At 50.9% G+C, this 11,945-nt stretch carries 10 protein-coding genes; 4 read left to right on the top strand and 6 right to left on the bottom strand.

The features are described from left to right. Positions 1–66: 66 nt before the first annotated feature. From OZX72_RS08510 to OZX72_RS08520, 3 genes are all read left to right on the top strand, one after another. Positions 67–1,260, top strand: coding sequence for a hypothetical protein (locus OZX72_RS08510; protein ID WP_277158262.1), 1,194 nt, complete (start codon positions 67–69; stop codon positions 1,258–1,260). Between the two features lie 893 nt (positions 1,261–2,153). Further along, positions 2,154–2,612, top strand: a complete 459-nt coding sequence (locus OZX72_RS08515; RefSeq protein ID WP_277158263.1) for a hypothetical protein — start codon at positions 2,154–2,156, stop codon at positions 2,610–2,612. A gap of 266 nt (positions 2,613–2,878) precedes the next feature. Then, the gene (locus OZX72_RS08520) at positions 2,879–4,168 is read left to right on the top strand and encodes a hypothetical protein (protein WP_277158264.1); all 1,290 of its coding nucleotides are present in this window, start codon (positions 2,879–2,881) and stop codon (positions 4,166–4,168) included. Between the two features lie 70 nt (positions 4,169–4,238). Here OZX72_RS08520 and OZX72_RS08525 read toward each other — a convergent pair whose 3' ends face one another. From OZX72_RS08525 to OZX72_RS08540, 4 genes are all read right to left on the bottom strand, one after another. Further along, positions 4,239–5,585: a hypothetical protein gene (locus OZX72_RS08525; RefSeq protein ID WP_277158265.1), complete on the bottom strand. Its 1,347-nt coding sequence runs from the start codon at positions 5,583–5,585 to the stop codon at positions 4,239–4,241. 295 nt (positions 5,586–5,880) lie between these two features. Then, positions 5,881–6,429: a hypothetical protein gene (locus tag OZX72_RS08530; RefSeq protein WP_277158266.1), complete on the bottom strand. Its 549-nt coding sequence runs from the start codon at positions 6,427–6,429 to the stop codon at positions 5,881–5,883. A 108-nt stretch (positions 6,430–6,537) separates the two neighbouring features. Next, a complete protein-coding gene (locus tag OZX72_RS08535) occupies positions 6,538–6,879 on the bottom strand; it encodes a hypothetical protein (protein ID WP_277158267.1) in 342 nt (113 codons plus the stop codon). A gap of 211 nt (positions 6,880–7,090) precedes the next feature. After that, positions 7,091–7,633 (bottom strand): hypothetical protein, encoded by a 543-nt coding sequence (locus tag OZX72_RS08540; protein WP_277158268.1) that lies wholly within the window; start codon positions 7,631–7,633, stop codon positions 7,091–7,093. Positions 7,634–7,874: 241 nt separating this feature from the next. Between OZX72_RS08540 and OZX72_RS08545 the strand changes: the two genes are divergently transcribed. Next, complete coding sequence (locus OZX72_RS08545) at positions 7,875–8,849, top strand: hypothetical protein (protein ID WP_277158269.1); 975 nt, start codon at positions 7,875–7,877, stop codon at positions 8,847–8,849. Here the strand turns inward: OZX72_RS08545 and OZX72_RS08550 are convergent. After that, positions 8,773–10,080 (bottom strand): site-specific integrase, encoded by a 1,308-nt coding sequence (locus OZX72_RS08550; protein ID WP_277158270.1) that lies wholly within the window; start codon positions 10,078–10,080, stop codon positions 8,773–8,775. The genes OZX72_RS08545 and OZX72_RS08550 overlap by 77 nt on opposite strands. A 422-nt stretch (positions 10,081–10,502) precedes the next feature. Beyond that, complete coding sequence (locus OZX72_RS08555; RefSeq protein ID WP_277158271.1) at positions 10,503–11,735, bottom strand: class C sortase; 1,233 nt, start codon at positions 11,733–11,735, stop codon at positions 10,503–10,505. Positions 11,736–11,945 lie beyond the last annotated feature (210 nt).

Below are 11,945 nucleotides of genomic sequence, written 5' to 3' on the forward strand. Positions count from 1 at the left end.
CCGAAACTTCATGCATGATACATCACGCATGATGTAAAATCGGTGTATTCTGGTATTGTGCGATACATGGAAGAGTGTAAAGGGGCAGCGAGGATGGACGATCCGCAGAAGGACGAAACCGCCGAGGATCCGAAGGACACCGAACCCGACGAAGGCAACGACGCCACAGAGGAGGCCGAGGATTCCGAGAGCACCAAGACCGAGGCCGAGCCGAAGAAGAGGCATGGCCGAAAGTTCTACATGATGATCGCGGCGATTGCGGCCATCGTGGTCGTGGGCGGTTACAGTGGTGTCGCCTATGCCTCCAACGACCAGTACGGCACGAGCGTGGCCGATTCCAAGCAGGCGTCCGAGGCGTTCGTCAGGGAGTACGACAAGGCGCAGAAGCTCGTGAAGTCGGTCAGCCCCAAGCAGGTGGCGGACGCTAAGACCCTCACCGCTTTGCAAAACGAGCTGAAGGCGTCCAAGGGGAACACCACCGAGACCCCTTCGGTCAGCCCGAACGGGATGCTGGTGTGGGAGACCTCGAAGGCGAAGGGTATTCAGAAGGACTACACGGCAAAGGTCACCAACGAGACCAAGAAGCTTTCCTCTCTTGAAGGCAAGATCACCGGTTCTCAGCTTGACAAGGCGAAGGCTGATTTGAAGGCTGACATCACGAACGCGCGGAACCTTTATAATTCGACTGAGGGTCAGGTGGCGGATGCGAGCACCCGCGACACGCTGAAGAAGGGTATTGACAGTGCGAACAAGCTGTTCTCCGAGATGAAGAACACCGGCACGAAAGAGGCTCAGCAGGTTATGAAGGACCTTCACATGAAGTCCAATACCCCCGCCGATTGGATCAAGCAGTTCACCGATGCGAAGTCGAAGCTCGACGCAGCGCAGAAGGCGGTGTCTGATTCCCAGTCCGCAAAGCAGCAGTCTGACGCAGCGGCTCAGGTGGCGGCACAGCAGGCTCAGGACGCGCAAGCCCAGCAGCAGGCGCAGGGTGGTTCCTCGAATACCGGTTATGCTGGCTCATATTCGGGTGGTTCGTATGCGGGTTCCAATGGCGGGTATTCGGGTGGTTCGTATTCGAATGGCGGCAGCGGCTATCAGGCTCCCGCCCAGCACTACAACGCCCCCGTCCCATCAGCCCCCACTCCTTCTGCCCCATCTTGGAACGGTACTGTGGATTTGGGCGATGTAGGGGGTTTGGGTGGACCTCCCACGGGTGATCATCCTGTTTGGAATATTCAGATTCCTACTCACGGCTGATGAATAATAAGTTGAAAAGCCTCCTCATTTCTGAGGAGGCTTTCTTGTTTTCGTAGCCTTGTATTCGCTTATAGTATATGCCCTTGAACCTTCGAATAACACCCGATAGACCTTGAATGTTGTCCTGTAGGTAGTCTTGTATATCCTATGGTGTTCCTAGTGTCACACGTTCGAATGCGTTGGTTTTTTATATGAAAGTTTATGTTTTGAATTTTGTTTTCCTTATTTGTAGGTTGAATTGGAGGTAACTGTGTCCAGAAGGAATTTTTCGTATGGTTTTCAGTGGTGGACTAATCCATTAGGCGATATTAAAAATTTGAGTACTATGCAAATTAATATGCTCGCTGAACGCGGGTACATCTTTAAAGGTAATAGTCCTAGTAATAGTAGGAAGCCTGAAGTTAGCATGACTGGGTGTTTTCGTGAGCAGAGGATTGACTGCGCGTATGGTGTCATTTTTGTATTTGATAATGCGTGGGATAGAAATAGGTGGACGAAGTCTGAGGATTCCATTATTGATGGTATACATCATAATGTAAAGATTTCTTCATCAACAGCGATGAAGGGTATTAAAAGAGTTCTGAATAGCAAGGTAAGGAATACAACGTTGGAATTGGTGAGGGCTTATATTTGGAAATATCCAAGTGTGTATAAAAGTAAAAAAGTTTAGGTTCGGTTGCTTTTCGTGGATTGTATATGCCCTTGAATCTTTGAATAACGCTTCATAAATCGTGGATGTTGTGTTTCTGGTATGTTCCTACCTGTGTGGTTGTTCCTTGTGTCACACGTCTGAATATGTAGGTTTTGTTGTCTGATGTCCTATTGGTAATTTGAGTTTTTGAAAGTATATTGTACGCTTTTATCAAGCAGGTTCTAAAATGGCATGTTTTGTAATGGGTTCCAATATTCCGTTTAATGGTGATGTACATAAGTTAGTTGGTAACTCTGATTTGGTCGGTTGTCGTTTTCATAGGATAGCCAAGAGTCTGGTGGATAACAGGCTGGGCAGGAGACATTATCCGGCTTACAGGGTATTGGAAAATTATAGGTATGTGTTTGTTGTAAGTAATAAGGAAGCACATGACTGGTTGCAGGATACACTGGGACGCTGGGATAATTCTTCTCTGAAGAGTCTCTTTGCTGAGTTTTCCGAGCGGTTCAATAGGGTGGAAAACTTTAATACGGTTTGTCAGACTTATGAAGTCGCTAGCAGAAGAAAAGAGGTTGTCAGGTACGATAATTTCGGTAGACCAGTAATGAGTAGGAAGCCTTATATGGAGTTTGTAGGTGACGATTTTCATACTTACAGGTCTGAGGTCGGAACTAATAAAGAGCCAAAGTTGGTGGATTAGTAAAAGGAATATGAAAGTTTATTTTGTTGGGAAAGGCCATTGGGTTTCATATCCAATGGCCTTTTTCTATACGCTTAACCCAGTGGTTATTCATTGTAATTCCTTATAAATCTAGGGTATTTGTTGTGTTTGATTGATTTTTGTCCTACCTGAAGTTCTGATTGCCGTTTTGCAATTCCCGCATGTTTCCCTTTGAGGCCGTTCGTATCAACCTCTTGGTTTTTGGTGTGAATGGCGGATATTGTCTAGTGGTTTAGGAGAAGGAAATGTCATTACTTAAGAATGACAAGGCGTCCCCGCGCAGGAAGGGCCGGTTGCTGAAAAGCATCATAGGCTTCATAGTCGCGGCGGCCACGCTGATGACCGGAACGGTTTCAGCGAATGCGACTCAGTACACCCGTGGGACGGGTGACAATCCTCTAATGAGGACTCAGGAGCAGGGTAACCCAGGGTATTTCTTTGCACCGTTTACCAGTGGTAACGTTCATGTTGGTAGTCATGCCACAGGACTGGGTATTGAGCGTTGGAAGGATGGTTGGCCTGTCTATTGCGTGGAGATTAACACGCCGGTCAATGAAGCTGATGTAATCAGCGGTAATTGGAACCCTGTTGCTGACGACACCGCCAAAACCGCGGCTATTATGATTACCCAGAACAAGGATGACCTGTCTGATTTTACTCAGGCTTCCGTGGCTTATGCGGTTCATGACCATATGGATAAGCATCCTGACCGTTGGGCGATTTTCAAGACCCAGCAGCTTGACGGTGCCAGCCTTGCTGATGTGGCTAATAACGCGAACGTCCTTTGGAATAAGGCTCTGGCCGCTCTCCCCAGTTCCAAAAACCCGCAGGATGCGTATCAGCGCAACTACGCGAAGGGTATTTTCCACGCGGGAATCAAGAACCAGAGTGGGCAATTTGTAAGTGGTTTGACTTATAAATTAACAGATGTTAATAACGTAATTCATTGGGATGCTACTGGGAGTAATCAAATAACCGTTAATACTGATGGTACTGATCAGGGTATACCTTGGACAGCTGTGGCAGATGGGCAGATGCATGTTATTGCTGAGTTTGATAATATGTCTGCCAGACGGTTGACTTCCAGTGGTCAGGAATTGTTCACAATGGAGCCGAACTCTTTTACCCAAGATGATGCTGGTTCTTTCCCGACTGAGATGGATTTCCAACCTGTGATTGAGACCGATTCGTCTCCTCACCGCATTGAGCCTTCGACCAACGGCAACCCCCAGCAGGCTGTTGATAAGGTGACGATGAAAGCCACTCAGGGCAGTTGGACCCCGAATACCAGCGTGAAGGTTCACGGGTATTTCTTCACCGGTCAGAAGGAAATCATCTATAACCACATTCAGCGTAACCCGGGTGAGAATGCTACGGCTTATCTTGCGAGGGTGAGGACCGCTGGTGCGACTCTTACGGATCAGAAGGATTTGACGTTTACGGGTGATAATCAGTCGCAGACGGTTTCGGCGGATATTCCGGGTGGTTCGAACGGACGTTTCGGCACGTGGGTGTGGCTGCTGGGCAAAAGCTAAACCGCTGTTTTCGGGCATGAAAAAGCCCCGAACTGACTGGATCATCAGCTCGGGGCCATTTCTTTGTTAATCATTGGTCTTCAACGTCGAGGATATCTTCGATCGACAATTGTTTTACATTGAACCTGCCTTCGTCGACGCCGCCTTCGTTGAGGACGGGGGCCTTGGACTTGGGCTTCGACTGATCCGTGACCGGACCGGTAAGCAGCCGCATGATGGCCTCGTTCTCCGCAGGGGTCGCCACCGAATGGTCAACCACCGGCTCAACGGCCTTCTCCACCGGTTCCGGCAGAAGATCAGCTTGGCCCTTCCGGGCCTTGGCAAGCCTTTCCTGCGATGCCTTCTTAGGCATCTGCTCGACATGCAGGGATCCGTCAGGCAGCATGTGGGCAACGACGTCGATTCGACGCATCAGGGCCCTGCGCTGCTCGCCACGGATACCTACATACTGTTGCTCAATCGGGAGGTTGCTGACGATCCACACCGTCGTATAGGCGGCCACCTTGTTATGGTAGCGGGCCGGAAGGGTCATCGGAAAGACGTCCAGAAGGTTGAGCATCAGCTCAAAGGGCACGAGACGCTCGGCAACCACCGAATCAAATTCATCCATCAGAAGCACAAATTGCCCATCATAGCCGTCGAACGGGCTACGCGAATATTCGGCAATTCTATAGACATTTTCAGGCCCGTAGCGGCGGAATATGCTGGAGGTTTTGCCCACCCCGGCGTCACCATAAAGATAACCGACAAAAACAGACCGGTTGATATGGCCGTATTCCTTGTTCCTTCTCGCCTGAGTCAGACGGTCGAGATAATTCAGATAGCGGGCCGCCTTCGCGCCATCATCGGCAAGCAGGATATCATCGACCGAATTGCCCTCCATCACCTCATCGCGAAGCCTGACCAGATCCGTTCTCTTGCCCCGTCCGGGACCCTTACGGAACGTTCCATGCGACCACGGGCCTGCCACGTGAGTGTCCGATTTGGAACAGTAGTCGATACAACCCTGAACGGTTCCCTCACGACGTTCAAGATGGACGTCAGGCATTTCGGCATCGGCAAACCTCCGCTTCAACGTCGTAAAGCGGGCCGGAGACCGCAACTGTACAAAACACTGGTAATGAAGATAGCCGTCCTCGTTGGACTCTGTGGACTGCTTGCCCTTTTCCTCCTGAAACACGTAAGCGACAGCGTTGAGGCTTTTCATGACGGCCTCGACATCATCGCTCGAACGCGTGACACCCGGACGGTTCGGATCGTTCACAGAAATTGTAATACACCAGTCCTTAGCCTGAATCGAGCGGCCAGCGGCCGTCACGGTGGAGACCTCGACCTTCATGGCCCCGGCATCTGAGGAAGAACCCTCGACCGCCTTGGCATCCTTCTTGTTTTCCTTAATATTCTTACTAACTGACATTTATCATTTTCTGTCTACCTCGATAAGAGCTTGTCGAATTACCTACTTCAGAGGCCGTAACCACGATCGCAGCTATCGTCCCCTATAAAAAAGCGGAACAGACCGGAACCGCAAGATCGTTGAAATCTCGCCATTCCAATCCATTCCGCTATCGCTACCAAAGTCGCCCTGTAATACTTATAAGGGCGACTTGCATCGGCCTGCGGCCGATGCGCCCGCCCCTACGCCGGCAACCGCGCCAGAGGCGCTAATGCCGGCTTCGGGAGCGGGCAGCAGACCGATCACAGCCCGATTCTCACCTTCGCCGTGGCATGAGATCGAAGATCTCGAAATCGCCATCGGATCTCCGATGGACGCGCCAAGAGTTCGGCAGGCAACCGGATGCGATCAGGTTCCTTGTCGTGAGTCTGCATACCTTGGAAAGCGCGGGATCGTCATCATCCAACGAGCCGCTCAGGCATGTGATGCGAACCGTCCCGTTGGGCAAGACCCGATAGGGAACCCGCGGATCGGCCAGAACCAACTGGCCGCCCGTCGCCTCGTTCGCGGCATTCGCAAAGGCCAGCCAGACCGTGTCATAAACACGAGCCAACTCGGCCTGCTGGGCCTTTTGCCGGTTTTCGGTTTCCACCTCGGCACTGACCGAGGAGACATCGACACCGGCCTTGCGGAACAGCTCCGCGAGGCCGATGGCCAGCAGCAGTTCCACCGCCATCAGTATCAAGCCAGTGGCCGGATACCTCAGCAGCAGAAGCAGGATCGGCGCGGCTATGCCGACAACAGCAATCGGCACCGCATAGCGGATCAGGCACTCACATAATTTCTTCAACCAAAAATTCGACATAATATTTACTCTTTCTTTGATTTATGTCGTGATTTTTATATAAAAAAGTGGTGCCGCCCAAGAGGGCGGCACCACAGTCAGCCTAAGCAGGAGAAACAGGAAACGAGGCTAAGCCTCGATATCAGTGTCCCCTAGCAAGGCATTTAGGTCGGGCTTCTCCTTCGCGGGGATCACGATCCGCACATCCGATGCGCGGGTCCTCCCGAACGCGAAGAAGCGAGCCCTAGCCGACAGCTCCCACAACAAGGAATTGGCGCGTTTGAGCTGCGGGCCGGTCGGGCGGTTACGCCCGTTCTCGTCCGTCTCCCATTCACGCACGGGCGTAATCTCAACACCCGTTTCCTCATCGTCGGCCTCGACCCAGAAGATCCGCGACGCAAGAGCATCGGCGAGCTTCTTCTCGGTCAAGTAAAATGTCGGTGTCATACGCTTATAGCTATTCTCAGCCATAATTCACTCCTAATCACTATTTTGTTATCAATTAAACAGCGCCACATTTCACGACCATTAGAGCCAAACAGCAATCCGAGCTCTAACAGCCGCGAAAAGGACTGTCGGCCACGGTGACTGACGTCTCAAGCGATCCTCGGATTTCAGACCGTTTCCGTAGCCGGCATCTCTATTGAAAGCCCGCTTAAAATGGCATCTACTTGCAAAATGCTCAAGCAGTAAATTCCGTTGCAGATGCCATCAGAATGCCGTCTCGTCTTTCGTATCTTTCGTCCAGTTCATCTCTTCGAAACAAGCGGAGTCCGCCAAGTCGCACAACACGCAGCTCGTTGGGGCCAAGATGTTCAAAATCGTTGGAATGCCGGTCTAACGTAGCTCTCGAGACTTTCCAAACCGAGCCTGCATGCGCACGCTGAATCCAACATGGAACACCTGTTTTTATGTTGCTGAGCTCCTCTTTGCTATTAGTAAAATCAGGCAGAAACGCCATAAAGATCAGTACAACATCATGGAGTCGTGGCGAGGAGTTGTACCGAGCAGCTTGCCGATTAAAGGCATCCATGTAATCCTTACCATTAAGATGCAAATTCGGATTAACGGCTTGCTTTTCAGCATATTTACTTAGATTGCAATCATCGCAAAGCCTTAGCACGCTGTTGCGCGATATATCAAAATATCGGGCGATATTGGCAGTCGTTGCCAAAGAATTCAACGTTCGGTACTTCTGCTGATATGTTTTCTTTTCCGCATTCATTTCATGAATGCCCTTCCTGAACCAATTTCCGGATCGGAATAACGACCCTGCCAAAAAATCGATTCAGGTATTGATCAGTCAGCTTCCAACCACCGATATAAAAAGCCGCAAAACACGGAAAACAAGAAAAACGCGAAAGAGCTACTGCCTATTGGCTTTCCGGCAACCACGAATCAGACAGACGGATAAAAGACAAGAAAAGAAAAACTACTTTTATCTCCATCTAATCTAAAATGTTCGTATGAATGCAACAGAGGGGCTTGAAGAGCGCAGCGTTGTAAAAATCTCGTACAAGCTGCTCAGCATGACAGAAACCACGACATATGAATACGGCAAGCTACAGGACAGGCACAACGACGAGCTTCCATTGATGGAATGCAGCACAGACATCACGGATACCATCAGTCTGCTCAAATACCTCAATGTCTACAGGACCGAGCTTTACCAACTCTGCATAAAAAAGGCCCTTCAAGACGGACGGAGAGGAGCCATGCCAAGAGTCGAAAGAATCAGCGGAATCAGCGCGTTCTTCGGCATCACGGCGGCACACCCACAGACGAACGGCGCAAGCCGCAGGAACAACCCGTCACTGACCAGCATCTACGACCGAGACAGGCACGGGAATCTAAGCCGAGACGGTATCCTTCTCTTTGACGAGCATTGGAACAAAATACACGAGTACCTTGAACAGACAACAGAGGAACTTATAAACGGCCTACAAACAGCCTTATACGACACTTACCCAAAAGACCTTAAGGGAATAGTAGCTAGACGTATCAGTCCGCAAGCATGGAGCCTCAAGGACGCACTTTATATCGCATCACGGAGTGAAGTGTTGCGTCTGAAGATCGAAAACAGGATTGCAGCCGAGACAAGATTGAGCGCTCAACACAGAAAAGAGGCAAAAGGGCTGAACCTTCTAACCTACAAGCTCATCACAGAAAACGCCGGAGGAGTCATCTTCAACGGCAGCAAGCCCCTCAGCAACAAATCGATCCAACAACGCGTCTGGAAACGATACCATTCATATTCAGTGGCGTTAGAGACAAAAGACTGTCAGCTCGTCGGACGTGACGACTATCAGAACCATATCGAAACATTGACAAAATACTTAAAACAACAGCAAAAGCCGGAAACCATCAACGTCCAGCAGCATCAATCCCATGAGCCTCAAGCAAGGCGGCCAGACGCTTGTTCTCCGTTTCCAGATCGGTGATCGTAGCGAGTAACCTCTGCATTTCACTCATCAGATCCTCATTCGACACAGAGCGCTTCGCCTTTCCTGCTTTACCGGTAGCGAGATCATCCAACGCGGCGGCGATACGACGCTGACGATCCTCAGTCGAATGCGCGTAATGCAACGCCATGCTCGGCGTACTCCAACCGCCACGTTTCTGAAGATCCGCAATCGTCGCCAAGCCGGTCTGCATTGCAAATGAATTGCCGGTATGCCTCAAATCATGGAACCGAAGCCAAGGGCAACCCACCTTCTTCCTAGCGGCAATAAAAGGCTTTTCGATCTCAGAAGTGTGTAGGAAATTGCCGGTTTCTGTACAAAATAGCAAGGAATCTTCACCCGAATCGACATATTTACGCATATGCCGACGTATCTCAACGACAAGAAATGCGGGAATAGCCACGACACGTTTCCCCGCAGCAGTTTTTGGCGCAGCATCTACGAAACCATCAGCAGCAGTATAAGTAACAGCATGGGTTATATGTAATTCCTTGGCACGCAAAACAAAATCACCACGCCGTAACGCCAACACCTCGCCCAACCGTAATGAAAGCCATGCCGCCAGCAGCACGGCAAGACGCAAACGATCCGGCATCGCGTCAGCGATCTGACGAACCTGTTCAGGAGAAGCGATCTTCCGTTCATCGCTGATACGGCTTGAGCCACCACGAACACGGCAGGGATTGAACTCAAGCAAAGGGTCGGGAGGCTCGCAAGCCGTTTTCAAAATCTGCCGCAACAGCGCGTAGGCATTAGCTCTAGCAGTCGGAGTTTCCGCCAAGGAAGAGTACCATTCATTAACCATATCGACGGTAATGCCGGACAGCGGAACCCTGCCAAAGGTGGGCAGGATGCGCGTATCTAAAAGCTGGTGATACGTCTGTCTCGTTCTTGCCTTGAATCGCGAATCATTGTTAGCAAACCATTTGGCGGCAAAGTCACGAAAAGGCACGGAACGACGCCTCTGATCCTCAGCACGCTCCACCGGAGGCTTCCACTTCCCCGATCCGATCAGATCATGTTCGGAAGCAAGCCACTTGTAGGCATCGGCCTTGTAGTCGAACGGCGAAGGCGCGTTAATGCGTAAAACCTTGTCGCGTGGATCGAGATACGAGGCCTGATAGCGTCTTTTGACACCGCCCGACATGCGATCCTTAACCGTGTATGTGCGCAGCCAACCGAAGTCGTTAGCGTTGTTCGTCTTAGCCATACCTGAATTATAATTCTATGTTATTACTATGTTATTAAAAAGATGCAAGGTGCCCATTTTGACGCAATCTGACCAAAAATGAAAAGTCCTGAAAACCCTTATATTTCAACGGTTTATAGCCATTTCAAGCCCTAAGCCAAAACCGCTGCACACTATTTCGAATCTCGTATTCTCCGCGAGTATCCCGGAAACCTTGAAATATCAGGGTTTCCGGGATTTTTCATACCAGGAAAACGGCGGGAAATCGGCGGAAAAGGGTACAGAAAAGTGTACCCGCTTTACCTCTAGCCGGTTAAAATTATGACCCTATTGTTAGAGATATCTGGTTATAGAAGATATCTGATTATCGCCCAGAAAATATCGGGGATACCGGCCAGAATATTGACTTACCACCGAGAATATTCGAACAACCCTTTGCATGACTAATACAGAATATTCTGCGAATCAGTTGGGTAGCCGTTCCGCTTTTTCGCCTTCTGAAGGACGGAATTAACACGGCGGTGACGTGCTGGGACGAAGCTGCGGCGCGACAGTTTTACGGCGACGAGACCGACGATAAGGACGGCTAGCACGATGAGAATGGCAATGAGCATGGGATCTCCTTTTGCATTGTTTGGGTTTGGAATCGGATGAGGGATGGATTGGCGGGTGCCAGTGATGACAAGGCGCTGCGTATTGATGGCATAAGGGGTGCAGGTCATGAGCGTGACAAGGTCGCGGCCGGGCACCACGCGGTAAAGGTGGGTGTCTTGCGGGTCGATGACATGGATGCCGGTGACGCGGTAGCCCATCGTGCGGCCGAGCGTCTGGACGTAGAAGATGTCGCCGCGCTTGAGCTCGTCGAGACGTGTGAACAGCAGGGCGCTGCTCAGCCCGCGGTGGCCGCTTAACACGGCGTTCGTTGATTTGCCGCCGACTGGCAGGCTCGTGCCGTAAAGATGGCCAGCGCCGTGAAGCAGCGCGCCGTCGGAGGTACCGTGGTAAATCGGCATGTTCACCGAAATCTTGGGGATGCGGACGTTGCCCATCACTCCGTCGCCGACGTTCAGCAAGCTCTGGTATTCAGCATCGTCGTCACTTAGCGTTTTCGGCTTGTCGGATATAGAATCGGAGGAACCGACCCCGTTGAAGGAATCGTCAGAACCTGATAATCGAGACAATCCAGACGATGCCCTCGAACCGGACGAATCACGTGAACGTAAAGAACCGGACACGTTGGACGAATCACGAGAGCCTGGCGTCCCCGACGAATCGGACGAGCGACGCGAATCAGAGGAACCGCGCGAACCGTAAGCGCTCGCCGAATTACCTGGATTTTTAGAACCAAAGTCCCCCATAGCGAACGGATCGACGAACTCCCCCAACGCATTTTGCCCGGAGGCCGCTATACGCCGGTTATAAGCTTGAGCGCGGTTGTATTCGTTAACTACCTTACCGCGCGGCCAACGCTCGACGCGGCTTGCAGAATTCTCGACCAACCGGCTCTGCCGATACGTCTGAATCGTCCACACAGTCGGGAACCACGCGATGGCGACGACCAGTGAGACGGCGCAGCATACCAGCAACACGTCGACGACACGGATGACAACCCTGCGAGCGGTGCTCGATCCGACAGTTTTGCCGCGCAGAATCGCATCGAACTCGAGGAATAGCAAGGATCAACCTCCAATCGCTGTCATCCTTCGTAGTGAATAGATAAAAGTAACGTTCAGGAATCAAGAATTCGGCGCTCAACACTCAACACTCGGCGCTCAACGTTTATTAATGGGAGTTTCGCGTTCCTTGCTTTCAGCAGGGAATCCACTGATTTGAGGAACGTTGAAATTCCAACGATTTGATATTTCCGAATTGCGGGATACGACAAT

Origin of the sequence: Bifidobacterium sp. ESL0769, from assembly GCF_029395495.1 — a bacterium.
Taxonomy (GTDB): Bacteria; Actinomycetota; Actinomycetes; order Actinomycetales; family Bifidobacteriaceae; genus Bifidobacterium.

Bases quoted from the DNA above. Each gene is read 5' to 3' on its own strand.
- OZX72_RS08510 (WP_277158262.1), top strand. From the start codon at position 67: ATGGAAGAGTGTAAAGGGGCAGCGAGGATGGACGATCCGCAGAAGGAC.
- OZX72_RS08545 (WP_277158269.1), top strand. From the start codon at position 7,875: ATGAATGCAACAGAGGGGCTTGAAGAGCGCAGCGTTGTAAAAATCTCG.
- OZX72_RS08550 (WP_277158270.1), bottom strand. From the start codon at position 10,080: ATGGCTAAGACGAACAACGCTAACGACTTCGGTTGGCTGCGCACATAC.
- OZX72_RS08520 (WP_277158264.1), top strand. From the start codon at position 2,879: ATGTCATTACTTAAGAATGACAAGGCGTCCCCGCGCAGGAAGGGCCGG.
- OZX72_RS08525 (WP_277158265.1), bottom strand. From the start codon at position 5,585: ATGTCAGTTAGTAAGAATATTAAGGAAAACAAGAAGGATGCCAAGGCG.
- OZX72_RS08530 (WP_277158266.1), bottom strand. From the start codon at position 6,429: ATGTCGAATTTTTGGTTGAAGAAATTATGTGAGTGCCTGATCCGCTAT.
- OZX72_RS08535 (WP_277158267.1), bottom strand. From the start codon at position 6,879: ATGGCTGAGAATAGCTATAAGCGTATGACACCGACATTTTACTTGACC.
- OZX72_RS08540 (WP_277158268.1), bottom strand. From the start codon at position 7,633: ATGAATGCGGAAAAGAAAACATATCAGCAGAAGTACCGAACGTTGAAT.
- OZX72_RS08515 (WP_277158263.1), top strand. From the start codon at position 2,154: ATGGGTTCCAATATTCCGTTTAATGGTGATGTACATAAGTTAGTTGGT.